Annotated in this window: 21 protein-coding genes and 1 pseudogene; 8 read left to right on the top strand and 14 right to left on the bottom strand. The window is 65.9% G+C overall.

The genetic code is table 11. From position 1 onward, the window contains the following. Positions 1–6 precede the first annotated feature (6 nt). The 7 genes and pseudogenes from GY937_03640 to GY937_03670 form a co-directional block, all read right to left on the bottom strand. Positions 7–1,050: a hypothetical protein gene (locus GY937_03640; protein ID MCP5055801.1), complete on the bottom strand. Its 1,044-nt coding sequence runs from the start codon at positions 1,048–1,050 to the stop codon at positions 7–9. Further along, on the bottom strand, positions 1,050–2,156 hold the full coding sequence (locus tag GY937_03645; protein ID MCP5055802.1) for a hypothetical protein: 1,107 nt from the start codon (positions 2,154–2,156) through the stop codon (positions 1,050–1,052). The genes GY937_03640 and GY937_03645 overlap by 1 nt, the downstream gene beginning before the upstream one ends. A gap of 65 nt (positions 2,157–2,221) precedes the next feature. Then, complete coding sequence (locus tag GY937_03650; protein MCP5055803.1) at positions 2,222–4,288, bottom strand: elongation factor G; 2,067 nt, start codon at positions 4,286–4,288, stop codon at positions 2,222–2,224. Positions 4,289–4,309: 21 nt separating this feature from the next. After that, the gene (locus GY937_03655; GenBank protein MCP5055804.1) at positions 4,310–5,107 is read right to left on the bottom strand and encodes a type III pantothenate kinase; all 798 of its coding nucleotides are present in this window, start codon (positions 5,105–5,107) and stop codon (positions 4,310–4,312) included. Further along, positions 5,104–6,123, bottom strand: coding sequence for a biotin--[acetyl-CoA-carboxylase] ligase (locus tag GY937_03660; GenBank protein MCP5055805.1), 1,020 nt, complete (start codon positions 6,121–6,123; stop codon positions 5,104–5,106). The genes GY937_03655 and GY937_03660 overlap by 4 nt, the downstream gene beginning before the upstream one ends. Further along, positions 6,120–6,992 (bottom strand): carboxylating nicotinate-nucleotide diphosphorylase, encoded by an 873-nt coding sequence (nadC, locus tag GY937_03665; protein ID MCP5055806.1) that lies wholly within the window; start codon positions 6,990–6,992, stop codon positions 6,120–6,122. Before nadC ends, GY937_03660 begins: the two co-directional genes overlap by 4 nt. A 1,618-nt stretch (positions 6,993–8,610) precedes the next feature. Beyond that, positions 8,611–8,958, bottom strand: a pseudogene (locus GY937_03670) (response regulator). A 237-nt stretch (positions 8,959–9,195) separates the two neighbouring features. Here GY937_03670 and GY937_03675 point away from each other — a divergent pair. After that, on the top strand, positions 9,196–9,945 hold the full coding sequence (locus GY937_03675; protein MCP5055807.1) for a Stp1/IreP family PP2C-type Ser/Thr phosphatase: 750 nt from the start codon (positions 9,196–9,198) through the stop codon (positions 9,943–9,945). Positions 9,946–9,998: 53 nt separating this feature from the next. On the opposite strand, the gene GY937_03680 is transcribed toward GY937_03675, so the two are convergent. Together GY937_03680 and GY937_03685 are read right to left on the bottom strand one after the other, a co-directional pair. Next, positions 9,999–10,766 carry a FliA/WhiG family RNA polymerase sigma factor gene (locus GY937_03680; GenBank protein ID MCP5055808.1) on the bottom strand — a complete coding sequence of 256 codons (768 nt, stop codon included), beginning with the start codon at positions 10,764–10,766 and terminating at the stop codon, positions 9,999–10,001. A 383-nt stretch (positions 10,767–11,149) separates the two neighbouring features. Then, positions 11,150–12,865 carry a response regulator gene (locus tag GY937_03685; GenBank protein MCP5055809.1) on the bottom strand — a complete coding sequence of 572 codons (1,716 nt, stop codon included), beginning with the start codon at positions 12,863–12,865 and terminating at the stop codon, positions 11,150–11,152. Between GY937_03685 and GY937_03690 the strand changes: the two genes are divergently transcribed. The 3 genes from GY937_03690 (at position 12,806) to GY937_03700 (ending at position 16,289) form a co-directional block, all read left to right on the top strand. Continuing rightward, complete coding sequence (locus GY937_03690; GenBank protein MCP5055810.1) at positions 12,806–14,191, top strand: sigma-54-dependent Fis family transcriptional regulator; 1,386 nt, start codon at positions 12,806–12,808, stop codon at positions 14,189–14,191. The two genes, GY937_03685 and GY937_03690, sit on opposite strands and share 60 nt — an antisense overlap. A 74-nt stretch (positions 14,192–14,265) precedes the next feature. After that, positions 14,266–15,921 (top strand): PAS domain-containing protein, encoded by a 1,656-nt coding sequence (locus GY937_03695; GenBank protein MCP5055811.1) that lies wholly within the window; start codon positions 14,266–14,268, stop codon positions 15,919–15,921. After that, a complete protein-coding gene (locus GY937_03700; protein MCP5055812.1) occupies positions 15,918–16,289 on the top strand; it encodes a response regulator in 372 nt (123 codons plus the stop codon). Before GY937_03695 ends, GY937_03700 begins: the two co-directional genes overlap by 4 nt. Positions 16,290–16,313: 24 nt before the next feature. Here GY937_03700 and GY937_03705 read toward each other — a convergent pair whose 3' ends face one another. Further along, positions 16,314–17,549, bottom strand: coding sequence for a hypothetical protein (locus tag GY937_03705; GenBank protein ID MCP5055813.1), 1,236 nt, complete (start codon positions 17,547–17,549; stop codon positions 16,314–16,316). A 127-nt stretch (positions 17,550–17,676) separates the two neighbouring features. Here GY937_03705 and GY937_03710 point away from each other — a divergent pair, with 127 nt between their 5' ends. Next, the gene (locus tag GY937_03710; GenBank protein MCP5055814.1) at positions 17,677–18,456 is read left to right on the top strand and encodes a methyltransferase domain-containing protein; all 780 of its coding nucleotides are present in this window, start codon (positions 17,677–17,679) and stop codon (positions 18,454–18,456) included. A gap of 27 nt (positions 18,457–18,483) precedes the next feature. Here the strand turns inward: GY937_03710 and GY937_03715 are convergent, their stop codons facing one another. From GY937_03715 to GY937_03730, 4 genes are read right to left on the bottom strand one after another with little or no spacing between them, the layout of a single operon-like run. Beyond that, entirely contained in the window at positions 18,484–19,761 is a 1,278-nt protein-coding gene (locus tag GY937_03715; GenBank protein ID MCP5055815.1) for a glycosyltransferase family 4 protein, read from the bottom strand. Then, a complete protein-coding gene (locus tag GY937_03720) occupies positions 19,761–20,498 on the bottom strand; it encodes a class I SAM-dependent methyltransferase (GenBank protein ID MCP5055816.1) in 738 nt (245 codons plus the stop codon). The genes GY937_03715 and GY937_03720 overlap by 1 nt, the downstream gene beginning before the upstream one ends. Before the next feature lie 3 nt (positions 20,499–20,501). After that, positions 20,502–21,758 (bottom strand): glycosyltransferase family 4 protein, encoded by a 1,257-nt coding sequence (locus GY937_03725; protein ID MCP5055817.1) that lies wholly within the window; start codon positions 21,756–21,758, stop codon positions 20,502–20,504. Between the two features lie 4 nt (positions 21,759–21,762). Then, complete coding sequence (locus GY937_03730; GenBank protein ID MCP5055818.1) at positions 21,763–22,032, bottom strand: hypothetical protein; 270 nt, start codon at positions 22,030–22,032, stop codon at positions 21,763–21,765. Positions 22,033–22,392: 360 nt separating this feature from the next. Here GY937_03730 and GY937_03735 point away from each other — a divergent pair, with 360 nt between their 5' ends. The 3 genes from GY937_03735 (at position 22,393) to GY937_03745 (ending at position 25,442) form a co-directional block, all read left to right on the top strand. After that, the gene (locus GY937_03735; GenBank protein ID MCP5055819.1) at positions 22,393–23,535 is read left to right on the top strand and encodes an anhydro-N-acetylmuramic acid kinase; all 1,143 of its coding nucleotides are present in this window, start codon (positions 22,393–22,395) and stop codon (positions 23,533–23,535) included. A 428-nt stretch (positions 23,536–23,963) separates the two neighbouring features. Then, positions 23,964–24,521 carry a hypothetical protein gene (locus GY937_03740; GenBank protein ID MCP5055820.1) on the top strand — a complete coding sequence of 186 codons (558 nt, stop codon included), beginning with the start codon at positions 23,964–23,966 and terminating at the stop codon, positions 24,519–24,521. Between the two features lie 135 nt (positions 24,522–24,656). After that, a complete protein-coding gene (locus GY937_03745) occupies positions 24,657–25,442 on the top strand; it encodes a DUF3626 domain-containing protein (GenBank protein MCP5055821.1) in 786 nt (261 codons plus the stop codon). Positions 25,443–25,545 lie beyond the last annotated feature (103 nt).

The raw sequence follows: 25,545 nt of genomic DNA on the forward strand, positions 1-25,545 counted from the left end.
ACGGGTTTATGCCTCCTCCATCGGATCGAGGCGGACACTGAGAACGAGACTGCGCTCCTCACCCCGTTCGTCCCGGAGGACGAGGGGGACGGCCACGGCCCGAGGGCCGTCGGCCCTTGCCGTACCGACCTGGACGATCTCGAAACTTCCGACCGTGGCGGGCTCGGAACTCGAATCTTCGGGCGCTTCGAGGCTCGTGGCGAGGTCCACGTCGAACACGTCGGCGGTCGCATCCGAGGTGGCTTCGCGGAAGGATTCTTCGAACATGTTCTCCGCGAGAGTCGTCGTGGCCTCGATGTCGTCCTCTTCCTCGTCATCGGGAGCCAGCAGGTCTGCATCCAGGCCCTCTGTGGGAAGCGGGTCGAGCTGGGGACCGGAATCGCCCAAGGGATCGGAGTCGGCCAGGGGATCGGAATCCACCAAGGGTGCGGAGTCGGTCAGCGGCTCTGCGAGATCCGACGCCTCATCCTCGGCAGGCAACTCGGGGCCACGCTCGCGCAGGGTTCGTACGACACGTTTGGAGATGGTCGTCAGCGTCGGAAGGATGCCAGTGCCTTCGGTTGCGACCGCTTCGAAGGCCGCCACACCGGAGAGCTCGAGTTTTCGGTGCAGCTCCTCCAGGGCGAAAGGATCCGACAGATCGCGCTTGTTGTATTGGATCACGAGAGGCACATCGGAGACTTCGCGGCCGTACTCGGACAAGATCTCGCGGAGTTCGGCCCAGCTGGCCAGCGTCGCGTCGATCTGGTCGCGTTGGGTATCGACCACGAAGACCACCCCGTCGACCCGGTCGAGTAGATGCCGCCGGGTGGGTGCATGCTCGGGCGAGCCGGGTGTCGTCTCGATGCGGATGCGCGTGCGCGAACCACCGACATCGCCCAGTTCGATCGGGAGGGAGTGGTAGCTGACCGAGGGATCGATGCGGGTGGGATGGCTCTCGATCTCCCCGCGATGATCCGGTCGCAGCTTGCTGTGGATCATCTTCAGATTGGAGAGCTTGCCCGCGCCGGGCGTTCCCCAATACAGGATCCTGGCATTCACCTCGGTCATCAGATCTTTCCCTTCTTCTGGAGCAGCCGCCGTGCGTGTGTCGAGATCGGCGTCGCCACGTCCTTGCTCTTCATGATATTCCGCAGATCCCGTTCCTGGAGGAAGTTCAGGAATTTCATTGCGGTCGGGACAGGGCATTTCGGATTGGTGGCCAGCCCGATCTTCACCTGATAGTTGCGCGTCCATTCCCGGTTGTTGGCGATGATGCGCAGGATCTCGTCAGCGATGTTGCGAGATTTTGCCAGCCCCTCGATCTCGTTGTCGGTCATCTTCGGGCTGCGGATGGCGGCGGTGCTCACGAGCTTGTTGCGATCCCGCACCAGCAGGCCGCGAGCCTCCTTGTTGCCCATCCGCGCCAACTTGATCTTCTGCATCACGTTCATCGACTGGATGAGTGCATACAGGTTGGACGTCTCGTCCTCATCGAGTTCGCCTTCGGCCTCCTGGATCAGGTCGGTATCGAACTCGCTGGCATCGTCGCCGAGTAGCGCGCGAAGCGCTTCGGCAGCGGCTTCGTCGGTGATCTCTTCGACCGGCGGAAGATCGCTCTCCTCGTTGGGCTCTTCGACCTCGCCGCTCGGTCTGTCGAGGCCGAGGAATGTGAGGATCCGATCGATGGTGGCGCGGCCGGTCAGCCGGTTGTCGCCCAGGGAATCGACGATGGCCGGGTGTCGCAGCATCGCTTGCTGGTTGTTGGCCACGATTTCCACCACGCGCGGGTGGGGCAGGCTGGCCAGGTAGGCGAGCGTCCGGTCATCGACCGCAGGATTGAGGGCCAGCCTTTCTGTCCGGTCGCCGTCGTCCTTCCAGGCCTGGGCCAGCCAGGAAAGAAGCGCAGGGTGCGCTTCGGAAGTGGCGACCGTGTTCGCCACGCTCTCGGGCAATTGCTCCAGGCTCTCCTGGGCCTTGCTCTTGACCTCATCGTCCGGATCGTGGATCAGAGCAAACAGGACGGTTGCGAGTTCGACGGGCTCGAGGGGTAGGGCACCGCCTGCAGCCATGCGGCGCACCCCGATGGGCGCGTCTCTCCGTACGTACTTCTCCGCCTGGGGCGAGAGGTTCAGACGGATCTTTTGTTTCGCTGTCTCAGCTTCAGCTCCGGGCATATGCCGGTGCACTCCTCTTCTTGTGGGTCACGAGCCAGGGAGGGGCAACCGGATTCTTCCCGGTGTTACCCCTCTGCCGCAGCCTGGGCCTTGGCCGCCGCGATGATCTTTTCCCGCTCGCCTGCAGGTACCTCGTGGTAGTGGTCGAACTCCATGTGGAACGCCCCCTTCCCACCGGTCAGGCTGGTGAGGGCGCTCGCGTACTCCAGCATTTCGGCCATGGGGACCTCCGCCTTGATCACTGCCGTATGGCCCCGGGTTTCCGTGGTCTGGACCCTTCCACGCCTGCTGGAAACGTCGCCCATGACATCTCCGACGAAGTCCCCGGGTACGGACACCTCCACCCGCATCACGGGTTCCAAGAGGGTCGGTTTGGCCTGCTCCAGGGCGGCCTTGAAGCCAAATGAGCCCGCCAGCTTGAAGGCCATCTCGTTCGAGTCCACCGAGTGGTGCTTCCCGTCGATACAGCGCACTTTCACGTCCACGACCGGATATCCGGCCAGCGGGCCGGCCTCGGAAGCTTCCATGATTCCCTTCTCGACGGCCGGGATCAGCCCCCGGGGGATCGCTCCGCCCACGACTTCATCCGAGAACTCGATTCCTTCCCCTCGGGGCTTCGGCTCCACGGTCAGGAAGCAGACGCCGAACATGCCCTTGCCGCCGCTCTGCTTCTTGAGCTTGCCCTCCACATGCTCCGCACGCCCCTTGATCGTCTCCCGGTAGGGGACCTTCGGGGTCTTCAGCGCCACATCCACTTCGTAGAGCCGCTTCAGCTTCTGGGCCGTGATGCGGATATGTAGCTCGCCCATGCCGGTGAGCAGGAATTCGCCGGTAGACGGATCGCGACCCAGGTGGAGCGTCGGATCCTCTTCCACCAGACGAGCCAAGGAGGTGAAGACCTTGTCCTCGTCGCCCTTCGAGGGTGCCGAAATCGCGTAGGACAGGACGCCTTGGGGGATCGGAATGGGTTGGAGCGTCACGCCCCCCTTTTCCTGACACAGGGCATCCCCGGTGTGGACATCCTTCAACTTGGCTACCGCGACCACATCTCCGGGGCCCGCTTCGGGAATGTCCACATGCTCCGCACCCTGCAAGAGCAAGAGCTTGCCGAGCCGCTCCTTCTCGCCGCGGGTGGCGTTCAGCACCGGGGTATCGCCTTTGACGGTGCCAGAGACCACCCGCAAGACCGAGAGCGTCCCCGAATAGCGATCCACCACGGTCTTGATCACGAGTGCGGTAAACGGCGCGCCCGGCTCCGCGGTGACCCGGATTTCCTCGTCGTCGAGGGTGGCGGCCCAAGCGGCACCGCGATCCGTCGGAGAGGGCAGGAGGCGTTCGATGGCCCGCAGGCAGGTCAGCGCGCCGATCTCACGGGTGGCGGCTCCACATACCACGGGCACGAGGCTCCGCGTCAGTGTCGCGCCAACCAGGCCGCGCATGACATCCTCGTTCGAGAGCTCACCGTCCTCGAGGTATTTCTCCAGTAGCTCGTCGTCGCTCTCGGCGGCGGCCTCTACCAGTTCGGATCGCGCCTCGAGGGCATCGTCCATGAGTTCCGACGGAATCTCCGCTTCCTTGCCGTCGATCACCGCCTTCATGTCGAGCAGATCGATCAGGCCACGGAGTTCCTCACCCTCGCCGATCGGAAGGCTGATCTTGATCGGGTTGATGTCCAGATCCTTCAGGCTGGAGACGGCCGCATCCAGATCAGCCCGTTCGTTGTCCAGTCGGTTGACGAAGGCGATCACGGGAATTCCTGCGCGGCCACTGGCCCGCCACATGCTCTCGGTTCCTACCTTGGCTCCGTCGGTGGCGGACACGACCAGAACCGCGGAATCGAGGCCGTGCAGCAGGGCTTGCCCGTCACCCTGGAAGTTCGGATCGCCTGGCGTGTCGGCCAGCGTGAGATGGAGATCCTTCCAGCCGAAGCCGAATAGCGAGGAAGTCAGGGTGTGCTTGCGCTCGAGCTCTTCCGGGGTGGTGTCGAGAACCGACGATCCGTCCGCGGGAGAGCCCAGGCTGGGGGTGGCACCGGCCACGTGCAGCAGGCTCTCACCAAGGGAGGTCTTGCCATCGGCCGCGTGTCCGATCAGCGCAAAGCTACGCGTGTTGGCGACACTGAAATTCTGCATGGGGCCTCCGGTTTGCTCGGTCTACGTCGCGGACCGATTCTTCTCGAACAGGATGCGTAGGCCCTCCAGGGTAAGGAAGGGCTCGACGCGCTCGATTGTCTGGGCTTCCCGGGCGATGCGTTGGGCCAGGCCGCCGGTCGCAATCGTGCCGGCCTCCTCGCCCAGTTCGCCGCGGATTCGGGTCACCATCGAATCCACCATGCCGGCATAGCCGAATAGCAAACCCGATTGGAGGGATTGGGTCGTCGTGCGACCGATCACCGTCTTGGGACGGACGATCTCGACGCGGTGGAGCATCGATGCGCGTTCGAAGAGCGCCTCCATCGAGATGTGGACACCCGGGAAGATCGCACCGCCCAGATACTCGCCCTTGGCCGAGACACAATCGAAGGTGGTGGCCGTGCCGAAATCGACGGCGATGACGGGTCCCCCCACGAGTTCGAAGGCGGCGACGGAGTTGACGATGCGATCGGCGCCCACTTCGCGGGGGTTCTCGTAGCGCACCGGCATGCCGGTGCGGATACCTGGGCCAACCACCATGGCCGGTTGGGCGAGGAGCTTGCCGCACACGCGTTCCCAGATGGGCAGCAGCGGCGGGACGACGGTGGAGAGGATCGCATCCGTGAACGCCCCCACCTTGCAGCCTCCGAGGTCGAAGAGACCGTGGAGAGCGACGAGTACCTCGTCGGAGGTCTGTTCCCGATGCGTGGCCAGGCGCCAGTGATGCAGGAGCTCCCCCGGGCCACCGCTGTAATCGAATACGCCGAGCGTGACGTTCGTGTTGCCCACGTCGATGGCCAGCAGGACGGGGCTCGTCATCCGGCTTGTCCTTGGGGCGCTGGGGCGCCGCCCAACGCCTGGGGCCGGAGCGTTACGTCCCCTGCGACGATCCTCGCAAGGTCGCCGCTCTCGAGATGAAGTTCGAGCGTACCGTCGGACCCGATACCGCCCGCGACCCCGCAACGAACGCTGCCGCCGGGATCCGAGACCTCGATCTCGCGACCTCGCATCCGGTAGAGGGCTTCGAAGTCGGCGCGCAATCCTTCGAACCCGGCTTCAGCGTGTTTCTCGAGCACGCCTTCGAGAATAACGAAGAGTCGCCGGGTGAAGGCCACCCGATCGATCGGGCGGCCCAGGGACGCTGCCAGGCTGGTCGCCCGAGAACGGAATTCCTCCGGGAAGGTCTCTGGGGAAACGTTCAGATTCACGCCGATTCCGAGGACGAGATGCCCCACCTGGGTCGCCTCGGCACTCATCTCCATCAGGATGCCTGAAACCTTGAGGCCATCGACGAGGACGTCGTTCGGCCACTTGATCTCGACGCGCTCCGCTGTGCCCAGGGCCTCGGCAATGGCCTGAGCCACGGCCAGCCCGGCTCCGAGGATGACGGTCGGTGCCTGGGTGATGGAGATCGCGGGCCGCAGCACCAGCGAGAGGTAGAGGTTCTGATGAGCCGGCGAATGGAAATGCCGGCCAAGGCGGCCGCGCCCCGCGCTCTGGTGCTCTGCCACGACGGCGGTGCCGTGAGGCGCGTCTTCGCGGGCCAACTCTCCGGCAACCCGGTTGGTGGATTCGGTGGTCTCGAGGTGGTGAAGGTCGTGGGCCAACCAGCGGGTTCCGAGGCCCGGCAAGAGCTCTTCCGCATAGAGCCGGTCGGGCCGGGCGATCAGCTCGTAGCCTCCCCCCGCCGCGCCCTCGATCTGGTAGCCGCGGCTGCGCAACGCTTCCACGTGCTTCCACACCTGGTTCCGGCTTACGCCGAGCTCCTCGGAAAGGGCTTCTCCCGAGCAGGGCGCGCGGCCCAGGCTTTCGACGATGCGCTCGGTACTGCTCATCGCTGCGCCAGCTCCCCCGGCGTCACCTCGAGCGCCAGATCCGCATTGGGGGCGGAATGGGTGAGGGCGCCTATGGAAATGCGATGGACCCCGGTCTCGGCGAACTCTCGAACGTTCTCGAGGGTCACCCCACCGGTCGCCTCCAGGGGGATGCGATCCCGGAAGCGTCTGGACAGCTCCCGCAGCTGGTCCGGGGTGCGGTTGTCGAGCAGCAGCAGGTCGGCGCCTGCCTCGATCGCGGATTCTGCCTGGGCCACGGATTCGACCTCCACCTGGATCTGCAGATGGGGCGCGGCGCCTGCGCGTGCCGCTTTGACTGCCATGTCGACGCCGCCAGCGGCGTTGACGTGGTTGTCCTTGATCAGGATGGCGTCGAACAGGCCCACCCGGTGGTTGGTGCCGCCGCCCGTCGCCACGGCCAGCTTGTCCAGGCTGCGGAAGCCGGGAAGGGTCTTGCGGGTATCGACGATGGCCACACCGGTGCCTGCCACCGCCTCGACGAAGCGGTGTGTCCAGCTCGCGACTCCGCAGAGCCGGCCCAGAAAGTTCAAGGCGGTGCGTTCCGCGGCCAGGATTCCCCGTGCGGAACCGTGCAGCCGGGCCAGGATCTGTCCGGCGGCGACGCTCGAGCCTTCGGCCACCTCGGTGTTGAACGCGATGCTCGCATCGACCGCTTCGAACACCGCCTCCGCGATGGGAAGGCCACAGACGATCAGGGGTTGCCGCGCTTCGATCCAGCCCGAGAGCTCGTCGCTGGAGCCGAAGATGGCCACACTCGTCACATCGCCGGTGCCGAGATCCTCGGCCACGGCCAGGTCGATCAGCGGTTGCCAGGTCGCACGCGGCGGACACGGGGGGAGCGCAGCCACCCCGGGAGTCTAACGACCGGAGGGAACTCCCGCCGATCCTGTGGGGATCACGGCGGCCAAAAAATGCCTCTGGAGGAAGAGCCTATTCCTCGTTCTTGAGCTTGCGGATCTCTTCCTGGATCAAGGTCTCGGTCATCTGCGGGATGACCTCCCAGGCCACCTTCTCGATGCGCTCCACGGCATCCTTGATGATCCGCTCAGCGAGATCGCCGAAGGCATCCCAGGCCATCTTTTCGACCGCATCGTGGACCTGCTGCTCCAGCATGGGCGAGAGTGCCGGCGGGGTCGCATCGTGGCGCTCGGGTTCGGCCTCCGTGGCAGGTGCCGCCTCGGCCTCCGGTTCAGCCGGCCAGTTCGGCTCGGACGGCAGGACGATGGGAGCCGGCGGGCTGTCGGCGAGGCTGGCTCCAAGGTCCGAGGAGGAGACGTCGTAGCTGCGGGCTGCCTCGGGGTCGAGGGTGGTCTGGCCCATCGGGTCGTCGTCATAGAGGGCGCCTGCCGGCGGCGGTTGGCCGGCGTCCGACACGTTGCTCGCCTCGGCCGATTCGCCGCCGGCCGCGAAGAAGTCCGGCGATGATGCCGCGTCGGCACTGGCAGACAAGTCCGGCGATGACGCGGTGTCGGCGCTGGCAAACAAGTCCGGTGCTGCCGACGGGTCGGCGCTGGCAAACAGGTCCGGCGCTGCCGGTTCCCGGACTTCGTCCGTGAACAAGTCGGCACCGGCGCCCGGTTCGGCCGCGCTGGCGGGCTCCGGGGCGAAGGAAGAGCTGCTCTCGAAGGTCGGGGCCTGCTCCGCGCCCGGAGGGCCGCCGAACTCGAAGACCGTGGGCGCATCCGGCGCCGGCGGCGGTTCCGCGAGCACTGAGGCCATTCCGCCGGGATCGGAGGAGCCCAAGGGATCGGATGCGTCCATGGGATCGGAGGCCTCGAAGGGATCCGAAACCGGACCGGCCTGGGAGCTCTCGTTGAAGTCGGAGAATCCGGCGCTCTCAGAAGCACCGAACAAGTCTGCCGAGCCCTGGCCGGCACCCCCGTCGCTCGAAGCCTGGGGTGCAATCGGGTCGGAGACCTCATCCACCAACAAAAACGCGTCGGCCGTATTCGGGCCGTCGCCAGGGACTTCGGCCGAGAGTTCGTCCGGGAGATGCGGCTCCGCGGTGATCAACGGGGGATCCCCCAGCGGATCGCCGCTTTCCAGCACGTCGTCCTCGCCGGTCAGCAGATCCTCGACGCTCGCGCCGCCGGATGCGGGTTCGAGGAGAACGGTTCCGTCGTGAGGGTCCACGGCCGAGGTGAAGAGATCGGCACCGGGTGCGAAGTCATCCGACGTCCGCGCATTCGCATCCGATTCGAAGTCGGCGCCGCCACTCGAACCCATGGGTTGCGAGTCAGAGGCCTGGCCCGCGTCGAGCGGCTCTCCGCCCATCAGCACCGTGGTCGGCGGACTGTCGAGCAGCGCCGCGTCGGCCGTGCCGCTCGGTGCCGTGACATCGTCTTCGAACAAGTCGTAGGGTTCCGGGCCTGCTCCTGGCGTCACCAGGCCTGTGAGGCCGAGCGGCTCGGGCTCTGCAGACGGATCGGTTTCAGCGACGACGGAGCTGCTTCCGAGTAGCGCATTCACCTGATCGACCAGGGCCTGGGCCTCGAACGGTTTGGTGATGTGGCCATCCGCACCGACCTCGTTCGCCTGGGCCTCGTCGAAGGTCTCGAAGGTGCCTGTCAACAAGAGCACGGGGATCCCGCTGAGAGCCGGATCACTCTTGATCGCGTGGCAGACCTCGTAGCCGGAGAGGCCGGGCATGACCACGTCGGCAAGGATGAGATCGGGGCGGAGCTCTCGCGCGCGGGATACGGCGTCATCGCCGTTGTCCACGGTTACGAGCTCCACGTCCTCATTGGCGAAGCTGATCCCGACGACCTTCTGGATCGTCACGCTGTCGTCTGCGAGAAGCAGGGTCTTGGGCATGTTCCCCCCCCTGGACGGCCAGTTGCTCGGGTACCGGGGCGCTCCTGCGCCGCGGGCCGTGGCGGTCCCTACGCCGGTTCTATCGTCGGCTTCGAGCCAGGGATTGACCCCTTTTCTCACCCGACCCGACCGGAACCGCCTCCAGCCTAGAGGCCTCGGCCCTGGCCCGCACCCGGTCCCCCCCCCCAAAGGTCAAGTCGATCGTCGCCATACCCGATACGCTGCCGGAAGGGGCGCATGCCGCCCCTCGGAGTGAAGATGATCCTGAGAGCGGCAGCAGCGAGCGACGTCGGACACCGACGCAAGCACAATGAGGATCGGTACGCCTTGGCACCGGAGTTGGGCCTGTATGTGGTGGCGGACGGCATGGGGGGCCATACCGCGGGGCAGGTCGCCAGTGAGTTGGCCGCCGAAGCCTCGCTGAAGGCGATCCAGACCCTGGACGGTGCAGCCGCCACCCTGACCGAGAAGCTCCGCTACGCCGTCGCTTCCGCCAACCGTTCGATCTTCAGCACCGCCGAGAAACGGCCCGAGTACGCCGGGATGGGAACCACCATCGTGATGATCCTCGCGGAGGGCGAGCGTGCGGCCCTGGCCCACGTGGGAGACAGCCGCGCCTACCGGGTGCGAGCCGGTGCCATCCGCCAGCTATCCGACGACCATTCCATTGTCGGTGATCTTCTGCGCCGCAATCAGATCACCGAGGACGATGCCAAGGAGCATCCCCATCGTCACGTTCTGACCCGGGCGCTCGGCGTTCGCGAGAGCGTCGAACCGGATCTTGCAGAAATCTCGCCCGCACTTGGCGATGTCTTCGTGCTCTGCTCCGACGGCTTGACGAATCACGTCGACGATCACGAGATCGCGAAGATGGCGACGGATATCGAGGATCTCCAGGAACTCTGCGAATCCCTCGTGGACCTCGCGAATGCTCGCGGTGGCGAGGACAACACCACGGTGATTGCCGCGCGGTGCTGCCCCTCCTGATCGGATCCGTCCTGCTCGCATCCATCTAGCGAGCGGGAAGGGCGGACGAAGCGCTACTCGCTCTCGAGCGTGTTCTTGAGCTTGCTGCGCAGGCGGAGCGCGGACTTGGTGTGGATCTGGCATACCCGGGATTCGGTGATCCCGAGAATGTTGCCGATCTCCTTCATGTTCAAGTCCTCGTAGTAGTACAGCGAGATGACCAGGCGCTCCTTCTCGGGAAGCATCGCGATGGTGTCGGCGATCAGGCCTTTCATCTCGTGGAGCTTGAAGGTCGAGAACGGGTTCTCGGCGTTCACGTCTTCGATGATGTCGGCGAAGGAGCCCGTGCGGTCGCCGTCCTGGCCGCCGCCGCGGATCTCCTCGAGGTTGACGAGCGAGATGCCGCGTACCTGATTCATCAGCTCGTGAAACTTCTCGATCTGCAGGCCGAGCGAGTCGGCGACCTCGTCTTCGTTGGCCTGGCGGCCGAGACGCTGCTCCACCTCGCCGTAGGCGCGCTCGAGCTTGCGGCTCTTCTGGCGCACGCTACGCGGCACCCAGTCGAGTGAACGGAGTTGGTCGAGGATCGCGCCCTTGATCCGAAACTCCGCATACGTCTTGAACTTGCAGTTCTTGCCGGGATCGTATTTGTCGATCGCATCCATCAGTCCGATCACACCCGTGTTGTGCAGATCGTCCAGGTCGATATGCGAGGGCAGTCTGACAGCGATCCGGTTGACGATGTACCGGATGAGCGGTGCGTGCTCGAGGACGATGGCTTCCTTCAGGTCTCCCGGGATATCTCCATGCTTCTCTCTCGCGTCACGCAACTGAGCTTCCATTCGATTCTCCACCTTCCGCGCGGGCTGTTGCCGCATCTGGCCTCGGGTTCTGGCAGGCGACCCTTCCTGCCGACCCGTTGCACTTCGACTGCGGGTCAAAGCAGGCGTCGTGCCAATGTCCCGGTTCTCGGACGGGGAACACCGGGGGGGCTGCCGAAGCGACCGGCGAAAACGCCCGCTAACCAGTTGAACTCCCAGGCATTTCAGGGAAAGCGAGGGGCTCCGCCCGGGCGAATACCGCAGCGAGACGGCTGGCGCAGCCCGCTGATGCACCCCGGCAAGCAACCGGCGGAAGCGTCAAAAGGCCGGCGCTGCGGGTTGCAATTCTGACATCCGAGGGATTCGGCTTGGAAACGCAGCGGGCGCCACGATTGCGACCAGCCCTACGCTTCGGGTGTCAGGCCCTTCTTCTTGATCTTCTCGATCAAGGTCGTGCGATTCAGGCCGAGCAGCTGCGCCGCCTGGTTCTTGTTCCAGTGGGTGCGCTCGAGGGCTTGCCGGATCAAGTCGGCCTCGAAATCGTCGACGACGTCGTTGAACGAGAGGCCTGCCTCACCGAGCTTCAGCGCAGGGCCGGTGGGCCCGGCAGCGCCATTACCATGGAACTCTTCAGGCAGGTTTTCGAGATCGATCTGGCCCTCGCCCCGCATGACCACCATGCGCTCGATGGAGTTCTCGAGCTGGCGGACGTTGCCCGGCCAGGGGTGGGCAACAAGGCGATCGAGCGCGGCCTCCGAGAGCTGGCAGGGCGGTTCGTCCGGATTCGGTGCGTCCCGCGACAGGAAGTGGTGCACCAGCAGCCGAATGTCCTCCTGGCGCTCGCGAAGGGGCGGCACCTGGATCGGGATGACATTCAAGCGGTAGTAGAGGTCTTCGCGGAACTGCTTGGTTTCGATCGCTTTGCCGAGGTCCTGATTGGTGGCAGCGATGACCCGGAGGTCCACGTGCTCGGTTTCCGAGGAGCCGACGGGCTCGAAGGTCTTTTCCTGGAGCACCCGGAGCAGCTTCACCTGCAGGTTCGGGCTCATGTCGCCGATCTCGTCGAGGAAGATCGTGCCGCCGTTGGCGGCGGAGAAGCGGCCCTCGCGATGGGCCACCGCGTTGGTGAAGGCCCCCCGGACATGGCCAAAGAGCTCGGATTCGAGCAACTCCTCCGGGATGGCGCCGCAGTTGACGGTGACGAGAGGCCGGTCGGCCCGGGGGCTGTTGTAGTGGAGGGCCCGGGCGATCACCTCTTTCCCGGTGCCGCTCTCGCCCGTGATCAGGACGGTGCTGTCGGTTTCCGCCACGCGCCGCACGACCTCGAGAACATCGTGGAGGCCTCCACGAGCGCCGACGATGTTGTCGAAGTGGTAGCGATCGTGGAGCTGATGTTGGAGGTGTCGATTCTCGGATTTCAGTCGCCCATGCTCGATGGCCTGGCCCACCAACCGGCGCAAGACGTCCTGTTGGGGCCCGTCCATGGCCTTCTCGAGGTACCAGTAGGCCCCGGCGCGCAGGGCTTCTACGGAGGCTTCCGCGCCACCGTAGCCCGTGACGACGATGCAAGGCAGCTCGGGATGCAGATCGTGGATCTGGCGAACCAGCTCGAGCCCGCTGATTCCCGGCATCTTGACGTCGCACATCACCAGGTCGAGAGGGCCGGCCGTGACCGCAGCCATGGCCTCGGTCGCGTCCTTGGCAGATGAAACCTGGTAGCCACCACGGGTCAACACCCGCTCGACGGCCCGTCGATACAGTTCGTGGTCGTCGACGACCAGCACGTGGGGCTTGCCCAGGGCGAAACCTCTTCCGGGGGGAAGTGGCCGCAAGGTAGGAATCGAGCGCGCTGCCTTCAACCCACCCGAAAGGATCCGGGGGTCCGATTCAACCCGGCCGGGGTTGCCGCCGATGAGGCCTGCATGACCTCGGAGCGCGTACCCCCCGCGAGCCAGGACTCGATCTCCGAGTTCGGCGCGCCGGCAAGCCCGGATTCCAAGCCCGGGTCGGGTTCTGCGACTCGTGAGGCGGGTATCGAGGCCGGTGGTCGGATCCTCCTGGTGGATGACGAGCCGCTCTTCGTACGTGCCATGGATCGTATCTTGCGCCCCGAGCAGCATACCTTGATGGCCGCCTCCTGCTGGGCCGAGTTCGAGCCCCAGTTGGCCGATCCCACACTTGACCTGGTGCTCCTGGATCTGGTGCTGGGGACGGTCGACGGAATCGCGGTACTCGAGCGGATCAAGGCCTTGCGGCCGGATCTGGAAGTCATCGTCCTGACAGGCCACGCCAGCGTAGAGAGCGCGGTGGGCTGCATGCGCCTCGGTGCCTTCGACTATCTCGAGAAGCCCGTGAGCGATATCCATCGGGTGCGAAATACGGTGCGTCGCGCCATCGAACGCCGGCGGCTGGTCCATCGCACCCGGATGCTCGAGCAGGAGTTGGCAGGGCGCGAGGGTGCGCCCGAGTTGATCGGCGGCGTGCCTTCGATGCGGGCGATCGTGCGGATGATCGAGAGTCTCCGCCACAACGAGTCCAACGTGCTCGTGCAAGGCGAGAGCGGGACCGGCAAGGAGATCGTTGCGCGCGCCATCCACGCCGCGAGTCTGCGCAAGGATTGCACCTTCGTCCCGGTCGATTGCGGTGCGCTGCCGGAGACGATCATCGAGAGCGAGCTCTTCGGGCACGAGAAGGGCGCCTTTACCGGCGCCGTGGGTGCCCCGGGGCTCTTCCGGGTCGCAGACGGCGGGACGCTCTTCCTCGACGAGATCGGCGAGATCCAGCCGAGCGTGCAGGCCAAGCTGCTGCGCGCATTGCAGCAGAAGGAAGTCCGCCCCGTGGGCGCGACGCATGCCATGCCGGTGGACATCCGGGTCATCTGCGCGACCAATCGGGATCTGTCCGAGATGGTCGCGGAAGGCAGCTTCCGCCAGGATCTCTACTACCGGTTGAACGTCGTTCGCATCGAGCTTCCGCCGCTTCGTGAGCGCAGCGAGGATGTGGCGCTACTTGCCCAACACCTCCTTCACAAGCATCGCCGGCCGGATTCCCCTGTGCGCGGCTTCACGCCGGAGGCGCTGGAGCGGCTGTGCGGGCAACGCTGGCCCGGCAACGTTCGCGAGCTGGAGAACGCCATCGAATCTGCCCTTGCCCTGGCCCAGGACGAGCGGCTCGGTGTCGCAGATTTCCGGGACGGCCATTCGCCGCTGCCGGTGCTGGCAATGAAACCCGCCGACGCGGCTGTGCCGCTTTCCCTCGAGGCCTACGAGCGTCTGGCTCTGGAGCGAGCGCTGGAGGAGAGCCGCGGCGATGCCAGCGAGGCTGCACGCAGGCTCGGCATTGGTCGCTCTACCTTGTACCGCAAGCTCTCCAAGCACGGGATCGAGGCGGGCCGACGCGCGACCCATCCGACGGGACCGGTGGGTAGGCTCGAAGCCGTCCGGTAGACTTGCGCCGTCGCCCCCCGCGACACCTGATAGGCGAGAGGATCGAGCGTGATCGGCGGGCTCCATCGAAGCGGGTGCGGGCTGTGAACGCGGCTTCCGGTGTGGCGGTCCACGTGCTGATCGCGGAGCCCTTTCAGGAAGGCCCCACGGCGACGTCCACCGCGGATGCGCTTCGGCGGCTGGGCCCGGCGGTTCAGCTCGAATTGCATCATGAGGTTCGCGTCGCTGCCGCCGCCCTGCGGGCTCGGCACGCGGATCTGGCTGTTCTCGATTGCCGCCTCGGCGACGATCTCTGGTCTCTCTTGCAACGCGCAGGAGAGGGTGCGACGCCGGCGATCGTGATCGGCGAGGCCAATGACGAGTCCTTCGCACTCCGGGCCTTTCGTGCTGGTGCCGCTGCTTGCGTGGCCCGCGGCCCTGCGCTCGGTGACGACCTTTCGATCGCTGCGCGCGAGCAGCTCCAATGGCTGCGCCGGATCAAGGCCAGCGTTCCGCCGGTCGAGAACGTGGAAAACGCTGGTAGTCTGGGGCGTTACAGCGGGCATGTGATCGAAAACATGAATAGCGCGGTGCTGGTCCTCGATTGCCATGCGAGGGTCTCCTACGCCAATCCCACGGCTGAGAGGGTGCTCGGCGCGGGGTCCGGAGAACTCACCGGGCGGGACATCCGCGATTGGTTCCCGGGCGCCGGTCCGGGCGACGTGCTGCCACTTCTGACGCTCGAAGAAGGTACGCGCTTTCGCGGCGTCGAGACGGTTCTGACGAGGGCCGACGGAACCTTGATCCCCACCGGGATCTCCTGCGCACCACTCGTCGATGCGAGCGGTGTCCGCGAGGGTGCCGTCGCGATCTTCCAGGACCTGACCGAGATCAAGCAGCTCCAGCGCCAGGTTCTACAGACGGAAAAGATGGCCTCGATCGGCCAGTTGGCAGCGGGCGTGGCCCACGAGATCAACAACCCGATGGGCTTCATCCACGCGAACCTCTCCCAGCTCACCGAGTACCTCGATGACTTGCAGAAGGTCTGGGCCCACGTGGAGGGTCTGCGCGCTGCGGCCGGACGCGAAAGGCTCGATGGCCAGGAGGTTCGGGATGCGGCCAGCGCGTTGGACGGCACCATCCAGGCCGTCGACGCGAACTTCCTGATGCAGGATTTCGGCACGGCGATTCGGGAATCGCTGGAGGGGTCCGAACGGATCCGCGCGATCGTCACCGACCTGCGGGCCTTCTCCCACCAGGACACTGCCGAGCGGGCGCTGTGTGACGTGAACCGGGCATTGGATTCTACGGCCCACATCGTGTGGACCATGATGAAGCACTCGGTCGTCCTGACGAAGCAGTACGCCGAGCTCGCGCCCGTGGTCTGCTTCCCGATGCAGCTGAAGCAGGTGTTCATGAACCTGCTGGTGAATGCCTGCCAGGCCATCGAGGAACGGGCGGCCCAGGAAGAGCTGCGCGGAGAGATCCGACTGCAGACGGAGCTGCAAGGCGATGAGGTCCTGATCAGCGTATCGGACAATGGCGCGGGGATGCCGAAGGCCACCCTGGACCGGATCTTCGATCCGTTCTTCACCACCAAGGAAGTGGGTGTCGGTACCGGCCTTGGCCTCTCGACCTCTTTCAATCTGATCCGGAACCACGGCGGTATGCTGCGGGTCGAGAGCGAGCTGGGCCGCGGTACGAGCTTCGAGGTTCGGCTGCCGCTGGGCGATCCGGATGAGTTGCTGTGAGCGAGCCGCTCCCGGTCGTCCTGCTCGTGGATGACGAGAAGCACATCCTCTCCGCACTCAGCCGCTCGCTGCGTCGCGAGGGCTACGAAATCCTGACCGCAGGCGGCGCCGACGAAGCGCTTCGGCTGCTTGGCGAACGACAGGTCGACCTGATCGTCTCGGACCAGAAGATGCCGGGTACTCACGGCATCGCATTCCTCAGCGAGGTCGAGCGCGGCGGAAGCCGTGTGCCACGGGTTCTTCTGACCGGCTGGCCCGAAGAGATCCCCCAGGCCGAGATCGACCGCGCCGGGATCACAGCCCTGCTTCCCAAGCCGTGGGACGATGCAGAGCTGAAATCGACCCTTCGATCCTGCTTGGCGCGCTAGGGCGGCGGCCGAGCGTCGGGCTGCTCAGGTACCCTTGGGAAGTCGGCTCAGGTATTCAAGATCGGTCTTCTGGGAAGCCTTCCCGCCGACCAACAGGACCCGGAAGCGACGGCTCTGGCCCTTGGTCGTGTAGAGGCGGCCCTTGCCCGCGAAGCCCATCTCGAAGACGTTGAGATGAACGGGTAGACCCCCGACCTTGCGCCTCACGCCCGCGTTCTCCGGATCGTCACACAGCTTCTTCAACGCTTCTTCTGCCCGAAGCTTCTGGCTCTCGTCTCCCAGGGCGAGAATGCCCTCGATGGCGTGATCGTCGACTTCGAGTTCCTTGTAGAGGGTGCGCAGGCGGCGGGTCATCAGCTCGGAATCCTTGCTGGCGCCCTTGCCCGTGCGTTTGACCTGCTTCTGCAGGCGGCGGATCTCGTCGTCTTTGGACTCGAGATCTCCGGTCGCTTCTTCGAGCAGCTCCTCCAGCGCGCGACGTTCCTCATTCAGTTCCGAACTGCCGGCGGCTGCCGCCCGAAGCGATGCCTCCCGGTCTTCGACCTCGGCCAGGCGGGCGCGCAGGCGGGTCCGCTCGTCTTGGAGCGTTTCGATTTCCTCGAAATAGATCTCTTTCTCCGGCTCCACCTCGGCAAGCCGGCCTCGAACCTGGCCGAGTTCCAGGGCGATGGATCGGGCGCGCTCCGCCATGGAAGCTCGTTCATCCATGACGCCTCGAAGGGCTTGTTCTTCGAGCCGGGTCAGGCGTCGGGTGTAACCGATCAGGCTCGTCAACAGGAGCGCCGCGTACGCGACGAGGATGCCGTTGGCGGCAAGGGCGTTGTGGGGAACGCTCACCTCGACATCGACGATGGCCGGCAACAGTTCCGCGCCGTTCGAATCGGAGGGCGCCACGGGCGGGGCGTAGCTTCCCGCAAACAAGAGGGTGGTGCCGTCCGCTCCAAGCACGATCGGGCGTACCCGGATGCGCCCGACACGGATCCAGGCGGAACTCGCGAGAAGCGCGTCGAGGCGGTCTCGGACCTGGCCCGCGACCGGCCCGTCATCGGGGTCTACGTGGGTGGCGGCCTCGACTTGGGAATTGAAGTGGGCGGTCATCACCGCCTCGAAGGCCTCCACGGAGAAGACGTAGGCAATCAGGAACAGGAAGATCGCGAGGTAGGTGAAACGGAAGCCGGCGAGCCGTTCCAGGGGGCCCTGGCGGTCCTCGTCCGAATCCCCGGGGGCTTCCCGCTCCGGCGTGTGTACGGCGGTATCCATGGCTGCAATCAAGGTACGGCTTGCTCCGAGGAATCCCCAATAAGCGAATGACCAGGTAGAGACACCGCACCTGGCTCGAAGGTTGCTACGGTGCGCCGCCATGCGTTTGGTGGATCTAGACCGGGATATGAGCGATGTCATTCCGACCGGGACGACGCGGGATAGTGAGTTCGTCTTCGATCGAATGACCCGCGCGACACTGGCGGCAACGCTTCCCGGACCGGGCCGGCGGATCCTGGATGTGGCCAGCGGTTTCGGTCAGGACGCGATCGAGCTGCAGGCGCAAGGTGCATGGGTCGTCGGGGCGGAGCCGTCCGAGCGGATGATGGCCTGGACACGGATGAAGAGCGGGGAGGCCACCGGTGCGGTCCCGGCCTGGGTCCAAGCCTGGGGGGACGTCCTTCCCTTCGCCGATGACAGCTTCGATTCCGCGTTCTGCAAGGGAGCGCTCGATCACTTCGATCAGCCGGATACCGCGATCGCGGAAATGGCCCGGGTCACGCGGCCCGGCGGCCGGGTCGTGCTGACGATTGCCAACTACGATTCATTCACGTGTCGCGCCTCGCGCACGGCCGATGACCTGGCAGAGCTAGGCCTGAACCGCCCGATGCGCCGGGGGCGAAGGCACTACGACGTTCCGAACGATCATTTCACACGCTACGACCTGGCGCTCATGCGCGAGCAGCTCAGCGCCCACGTGGAGATCGACCACGTCGAGGGTCTCTCGCTCGCGTGGGGCCTGCCGACCTGGACGAGAACCGTGGGGCATCTGCCCGAATCCGTGGCCGATACGGCTCTGCACACCCTCGACTGGATCGCCGGCCGCGTCCCGTCCCTTGCCGATGTCCTGGTCCTGGCCGGAAGCCCGCGAAACAAGTCAACAAGCGGGGACGGGGTTTACAATTGACTTCTTGAGAGAGGGCTCTGCCCCCTCTCAAGAAGTCAATTGTAAACCCCGTCCCCGCTTGTTGAGTTGTTGGTAGACGTCGAGGGTTCGTTCGGCGATGCGGGGCCAGGCGTAGGCGGATTCGACGCGCGGGCGTGCGCGGGCGCCGAGGCGGTGGCGTTCTTCGGGTCGTGCGAGCAGGTCGGAGATGGCTTTCGCCAGCGCTTCGGGATCGTCGGGTGGGACGGTGACGCCGCCACCGGCGACCTGGACGACCTCGGCCAGGGCTCCTGCATCGGTGGTGACGACAGGGGTGCCGCAGGCCATCGCCTCGACGGCCGGTAGGCCGAATCCTTCGTAGCGGGAGGGGACCACGACGAGTGCGGCCCGGCGGTAGAGGTGGATCAGCTCCTCGGTCGGTACGCGTCCCGCCAGGTGCAGCTGGTCTCCGCAGCCGATCTCCCGTGCCCAGGCGCTGGCCTCGCTCTGGGCGGAGTCGACGAGGGTGAGCGTCACGTCCTTGCCGAGGAGCGCCAGGGCCCGGATCAGGCTGCGGATGCCTTTGTTGGGGTCCGACGCTCGGCCGATGCAGACGATCTCGGTGTTCGAGCGTTCAAGCGTAGGGTCGGGCGAGAAGAGGTCCGTGTCGAGGCCGTTGCCGAGCATGCTGATGCGCTCCGGGCGCACTCCGAAATCCCGCTGGATCTGGACGGCACTCGCATGGGAAGAGGTGAGCACGCGCTCGAGGCGGCGGGCGACGAAGGCTTGCATCCCGATCGGATAGAACTGCATCGTTCCGATCGCGTCGCGAAGGGTTTCGTCGCGCACGAAGGAGGCACGCCGATCGACCGTCAGGGGATGATGCACGGTGGTGACGACGGGCAGGCCGAGAGCCTGCATTCCGAGCAGGCCATAGCCCAGGCATTGGACGTCGTGGATGACGTCGTAGCGGGCCCCGGCGCGGATCCTGCCTGCCAGGGCCCGGAAGGCACGCAGGCTGAAAGCGAACGGCTCGGGCAGGAACCCGATGCGGCTCGCCGCCAACTCGTAGAAGTGGAGAGGGCGAAAGATGCGCAGAGGGTTCGGCCGCGGCAGGAACTCCGCCCAGTCCTTCATGAACCAGCGTGCCCAGAACATCTCGTTCTCGATCTCGGTCACGTTGTCGGCAAAGGGCATCGCGTCGGGGTAGGGCGGCCCGACGATCACGTCGACCTCGTGGCCGAGGCGGGTGAGTTCCCGTGCAAGGAACCAGAGATAGATGCCCTGGCCGCCGCACTGCATGTTGCCTCGGTAGGCGACGAATCCGATCCGCAGGGGGCGAGGCATCAAGCCGCCGCGCGCACGTCTTCCTCGGGGTTGCTCGCGGGCTTGCTCGCGTAGAGGATGACGCTCTTCGGGCAGATGTAGTTCAGGATCTTCTTCTCGATCCAATCCATCAGCGGTGAACCCGTGGCACGCACGAGGTAGAGGCGGTAGGCGCGCACCATCGCGCTCTCGTCGGCGCGGGGCAGGCTCATGATCGAGCGCAGCACCCAATAGGGCGTATGCAACCCGTGGGCGAATCCGGCGCCCTCGGTCGCAAGGCCGGCCTTGGCCAGGGCCTGTGCCAGTTGGCGGGGCTTGAAGATGCGGATATGCCCACCGGGGCTCTCGAAATAATCGTCGCCCAGGCGCAGATAGAGATGCTCGCTGGTGGCGGTAGGAATCGTCACGGCGATGCGGCCACCGGGCTTGGTCACCCGGGAGAGTTCGCGGACGGCGGCGCCGTAGTCGTGTACGTGCTCCATCACCTCCGAGCAGATCACACGGTCGAAGGTCGCATCCGCGAAGGGCAGGGCGAAGGTGTTGCCCTGTAGCATGCCGCCCGCGGTCTCCAACTCGTCTGCCCTTCGGCGGACGGCCCGGTGCGCCAGGCGCATGCTGTCGAGGTCCAGATCGAGACCGACCACCCGAGCGCCGCGCTCCAATGCACCAAAGCAGTGGCGCCCCTCGCCGCAGCCGGCGTCCAGCAGCAGCTGGCCGGGTCGGATGTCGAGCCGGTCGAGATCCACGGTGAGGAGCATGGGTCAGGCTGCTCGGGATCGAGTCGGCGAAGCCAGCAGGACGTCTTCGAACACGTCGGTCAGGCGTGCTGCCGCGTCCGACCACGAGAAGACGTTGAGGATGCGCTCCCGGGCGGCGCGGCCCATTTCCGCAGCGCGTTCCGGCTCCGCCAGGATTTCGGAGATGGCGTTGGCCAGGGCTCGGGGATCGCGCGGCGGAACGAGTCGTCCAGCGTGGCCGTCGGTCCCCACGACCTCGGGCAGTGCACCGGCGGCATTGGCGATCACCGGCAGACCACAAGCCATCGCCTCGCTGGCGGGGAAGCCAAAGCCTTCGAAAAAGGAAGGCACGATGGCGATCCTGCCCGTGGAGTATTCGCGCACCAGATCCGGCAGCTCGAGAAAATGCTCGTTCACCGTGACGCGCTGCTCGAGACCAAACCGCTTGACGAGCGCGGGGACGAGTCCGTGATCTGGAATGCGTCCGTCGACGATCTTGAGGGTGACATCGGGCAACAATGAGAGCGCTTCGAGGAGCGTTCCGATGCCCTTCTTTCGATCCTCGGTGCGGCCGACGAAGATGAGATCGGTCTGTTTCGGGATTTCGGGGAAGGGACGGAAGACCTCGGCGTCGGTGCCGTTGTAGACGACCGCGATGTCCTTCTCCGGGATTCCGAAGCAGCGCTCGATCTCTGCTCGTGAGGCCTCACTGACGGTGACGATCTTGTCGAGCCGCGGCGCGACCTGCTGCTGCATGAACAGCGGGAAGTAGAGCGTGCGCCGCACCTTCTTGATCAAGCGCGGATCGACGGCGAAATCCGCTTCCCGGTCGATGTGCAGGGGATGGTGGATCACCGAGACCACGGGCACGCCGAGAGCCCGGATACCGAGCAGGCCCCAGGAGAGGCTTTGGTTGTCGAAGACGATGTCGAAGCGATGCTTCTCGTGCAGCTCCTTCCAGCGCAGGAAGAGCCGCAGGCCGAACGATTGCATCTCCGGGAAGACGCCCATGCGGGAGACTCCGAGTTCCCACAGGTTCACCGGAGAGAGCAGCGCCCGCGCATCCCTCTGCCGCGCCCATTCCTTGAGGGGCAGGCCAAACACGTTCTCGTTCGGAATCACGTGAAGGGGAATGTCATCCGGCAGATCGGGCAGCGGCGGCCCCGCGATCACATGGACCTCGTGGCCGGCCTTCTTCCACTCGCGCGCGAGGTACGCGGTGTAGATGCCCTGCCCACCGCAGTACATGTTGCCCCGGTAGGTGAGAAGCGCGATCCGCACGGGCCTATCCGCCGTCCGTTTCGTCGCCGCTTGCCCCACTCGCCGGAGGCGGGGAAGGAGGCTGGGTGGTCGGGTCCGTCTCCGGCTCGACCTCGATCGTGGCGATCGTCCAGCCGACCCAGAAGGTCAGGCCAAGGACGAAGCCGAGCAGGATGCCCACCGGGATCGCGACCGCCCACCAGGCTCCATTCAAGAGTCCGTTCAGGAAGACCAGCCCCAGGAAGGCGGCGGCTCCGCAGATGGCGAATCCCTGGGTTCGGGACGAATCGGTCATCGATGGTTCTCCACTCGAAAGGCTGGCGTTCCGGTCCGCCCGAGGAGGGACGAGAGCTCGTTCCTGGTGGGTCTACCAGGTGGGCTCCATGTCGCCGGTGCCGCCCCGTGCCGGGCCCGAAGGTCCGCTCGGCAGCGCCCCTCTTCTCACCTTGCGGTGGGGTGGAGATGCCTCAGGGGCGCGCCTTCCGGCGAGTGACGGATCCCTTGAACGTCTCCAACAGGAGCGAGCGTGTGATCCCATCGCCCGGGCGAACCGGGGGCGGAGGATGCGCGGTGTGGCCCGGCGTGTCAACGCGCGGGGCTCTAACCTCCCGCCGATGCAGGTGATCGGGCGGGGCGGCCGAGTCGAGGGGTTCCGATGCGGGTGATCGGGCTGATGTCGGGGACCTCCGCGGATGCCGTGGATGCGGCGCTGGTCGCCTGGCCCGAGGGCGGGGAGAGCCGGCCTTTCGAGTTGCTCGCCTTCTGTGAGATCCCGCTGGGCCGGGAGCTCCAGGCACGGATTCACCGATTGGCGGCGGGTCGGGTACCGGGCCCGGAAGCCCTGGCGGAGCTGGCCCGGCTGGACGTGGAGCTGGGCGAGCGCTTCGCCGGAGCGGCTCGGGCCGTCGCTGAACGCGCGGGGCTGGATCTGAAGGAGGTCGACGTGATTGCTTCTCACGGCCAGACCGTCGCTCACCATCCCGAGCACCGAGCCACGCTCCAGATCGGAGATCCTTCGGTCATCGCCGAACGGACCGGCTGTACGACCATCGCGGATTTCCGCACCCGCGACATCGCTGCGGGCGGGGAGGGGGCACCCCTGGCTCCATTCTTCCATTGGGCGGTGATGGCGGACCCGACCGAAGATCGGTTGGTTCTGAATCTGGGGGGCATCGCCAATGTCACCTGGCTTCCGGCCGGAGCTGCCGCGGAAGATGTCGTCGCGTTCGATGTGGGCCCGGCCAACTCGCTGATGGATGGTGTCGTCTCCCTGGCGAGCGATGGCGCAGAGCGTTTCGATCGAGATGGCGAAGGAGCTGGAAGGGGCAGGGTGGATGAGCCCTTGCTTCGCGAACTCCTGGCCGATCCCTACCTCCAGCGCCTTCCGCCCAAGAGCACCGGCAGGGAACGATATGGCCTGGCCGAAGCCGAGCTGCTCTGGTCGCGTTGGCAGGAGACCGGCAGGATTCTCGATGATCTTCTTGCCACGCTGGTCGCGCTGGTTGCGGAGAGCGTTGCGAGTGCTGCCCGCGATTTCCTGGGCGTGCCACGCGTCGATCGCCTGCTCGTCGGCGGTGGCGGTGCGCGCAATCCGGTCTTGATGGCGGCTTTGGCGGAATGCGGTCTCACGGCCGACGTTCAGCCCTTCGATGCCGTGGGAGTTCCGGCCGCTGCAGCGGAGGCGATGGCCTTCTCGTTGATGGGCCGCAACGCTCGGCTCGGGCTGGTGAATCACCTGCCACGGACGACCGGCGCGCGAGGGGAGCGAATCCTGGGAGAGCTGGTCCCCGGAAGCTGAGGGCTGACGGTGGCGGCTCCTGCGGGGCGGAGTGGCTGGCCGGCTTGGGGTTCGCGGGGCCTTCGAGGGGGGACGGGTTGGGTGTGAGGGCATCCTTTCATCCTGCGAAGGGTTCTCGCTGGGTCGACGTGGGGGCGCGGCGCCTTGGCCCGCACGGGCGAGGCCGATGTCGGCTCCGAGCCGGGGATCGGGTGGACTGTCGGCCGGTTCCCGGCCGGATTGGGGCTGGTGGCTGTATGCGTGGGTCTATGTTGACACGACATTTAAACAATGCCATTATCAACACTATGTTGCGTCGGACTCCCCAACTCGATCTTCCTCTTCATGGCTGGGGTGGAAGGCGTGAGGGCGCTGGGCGCAAGCGGGGGCCGAACCCGCGAGTTGCCCACCTTCAGCGAGCGCCTTTGGCTTCGCGGCACCCCTGCCACGTGACATTGAAGGTCCGGCCCGATGTTCCGTCGCTTCGCGATAGGCGGTTGGTGCGGGAGGTGGAGCGATCGTTTGCCTGCGTGCTCGAGCGCACGGACTTCCGGCTCGTTCACTATTCGATCCAGTCGAATCATCTGCATCTGATCGTCGAGGCCAGGGATGCGGGGGCGCTCGGCAGGGGGATGAATGCGTTGGGATCTCGTCTGGCGCGGGCCGTGAACCGGGTATTCGGGCGGAAGGGGCGTGTCCTACTCGATCGATTCCATCACGTGGTGCTACGGACGCCGAGCCAGGTGCGGAATGCGATGGGCTACGTCCTCCTGAATGGACGTAGGCACATGAAGACGAAGCCCAGGACAACGAGGATCGATCCCGCTTCTTCAGGGCGTTGGTTCGAGGGTTGGCGGTGCTCTGCCAGAGGGATCGTCGCTCAAGCGCGGGAGCGACCCGGCGGACAGGTCGTGGCGGTCGCCACGCCGCATACGTGGCTTCTGGCAGAGGGCTGGCGCAAGGCCGGCGCCTTGCTCGATCCGGCCGAGATTCCGGGGGCTGCCTAGCGGACCGGTCACTCTTGCAAGAGACCCCGTGAATCCCGGACCGGGCAAACACTCCAGGTCGCGGCGCTATCCTGCGGTCGAGTTCAAGGAGGCGGGGCTACGGAGACTGCGCCGAAGCAGCAGGCGATCGATCATGTGGCGGCCCATGCTCAGGCCCGTCGGGTCGCCGCTCGCCATACGATCGAGCACATCTGTCGCATGTCCAACTTGCCGCTGGACGCGATCGATGCGCTCATCGGGCAGCTGCAGAGCCACGCCTGCGTTGCGTTGCACTTCCACCCCGACCGCCTTGCGGGGGATGGGCGCAGCGTGGCCGAGGCGCTGCGCGATGACGGTATCTACCGGAACCAATTCGAGACCCAGCTCTCCAACGGCATGCTTTCACCGGAGCGGGGTGGCCCCCGGGACCGCTGGGAGAACGAGCTCTTCGGCGATGCGTACCGTGCCCCCGACCTCCCGCTCTCGTTGCGGCCACGCTACGGCGCGCTGGCGTTGATGGGACATGCAGACGGGCCATCTCCCCGTTTCGGCTCCAGCTACTTCGTATTGACTCCGAGCTGTTCGCGGCGCAGCACGTTCTGCTTTGGTGACTCCCATGAGAATCCACCGGCTCGGGGCGTATGGGCGCAATGGGATGACGTGCTTGCGGCGCTGCTGACGGAGAGCTTTCTTCGAGGCTCCGCGCTGGGGCGTGGCGACATTCGCCCCGCCGCGCTCATCGAGTCTCTGCGTACGGATCTCGGACGCACTCGACCCCTGCCATCCCAGCGGTCCGCCAGCCGGAATCTGGATCACTACATCGAAGCGCAGGTGCACGGTGAGGTGCTGCTGCAGCGGGATGCGGACCTGCTCGTAGTGGACCCCAGTTTCCGTGGGACGCCGACCGAGTGTAGACGCTCACTCAGAAGCGTAGAAATCTGATCATTTGGCCGGGGGGCGACGCAGCCCGCCGTTCCGGATTCCGATTCAGATCTTCCGGGTCGAAAGGTCCTTGACCCAGGGCGAACGCCCTCCCGGCTCGACC

The sequence above is a fragment of the bacterium genome (assembly GCA_024228115.1).
GTDB lineage: Bacteria > Myxococcota_A > UBA9160 > UBA9160 > UBA6930.

Coding starts and splice junctions, on each gene's coding strand:
- GY937_03655 (MCP5055804.1), bottom strand. CDS start 5,107: ATGACGAGCCCCGTCCTGCTGGCCATCGACGTGGGCAACACGAACGTC.
- GY937_03660 (MCP5055805.1), bottom strand. CDS start 6,123: ATGAGCAGTACCGAGCGCATCGTCGAAAGCCTGGGCCGCGCGCCCTGC.
- GY937_03735 (MCP5055819.1), top strand. CDS start 22,393: ATGCGGGTGATCGGGCTGATGTCGGGGACCTCCGCGGATGCCGTGGAT.
- GY937_03650 (MCP5055803.1), bottom strand. CDS start 4,288: ATGCAGAATTTCAGTGTCGCCAACACGCGTAGCTTTGCGCTGATCGGA.
- GY937_03705 (MCP5055813.1), bottom strand. CDS start 17,549: ATGGATACCGCCGTACACACGCCGGAGCGGGAAGCCCCCGGGGATTCG.
- GY937_03685 (MCP5055809.1), bottom strand. CDS start 12,865: ATGCTGCTCGGGGCGCAAGATACGATCCATGGCACGTACGAAGAGCGG.
- GY937_03645 (MCP5055802.1), bottom strand. CDS start 2,156: ATGCCCGGAGCTGAAGCTGAGACAGCGAAACAAAAGATCCGTCTGAAC.
- GY937_03680 (MCP5055808.1), bottom strand. CDS start 10,766: ATGGAAGCTCAGTTGCGTGACGCGAGAGAGAAGCATGGAGATATCCCG.
- GY937_03720 (MCP5055816.1), bottom strand. CDS start 20,498: ATGCTCCTCACCGTGGATCTCGACCGGCTCGACATCCGACCCGGCCAG.
- GY937_03675 (MCP5055807.1), top strand. CDS start 9,196: ATGCCGCCCCTCGGAGTGAAGATGATCCTGAGAGCGGCAGCAGCGAGC.
- GY937_03640 (MCP5055801.1), bottom strand. CDS start 1,050: ATGACCGAGGTGAATGCCAGGATCCTGTATTGGGGAACGCCCGGCGCG.
- GY937_03715 (MCP5055815.1), bottom strand. CDS start 19,761: ATGCCTCGCCCCCTGCGGATCGGATTCGTCGCCTACCGAGGCAACATG.
- GY937_03710 (MCP5055814.1), top strand. CDS start 17,677: ATGAGCGATGTCATTCCGACCGGGACGACGCGGGATAGTGAGTTCGTC.
- GY937_03730 (MCP5055818.1), bottom strand. CDS start 22,032: ATGACCGATTCGTCCCGAACCCAGGGATTCGCCATCTGCGGAGCCGCC.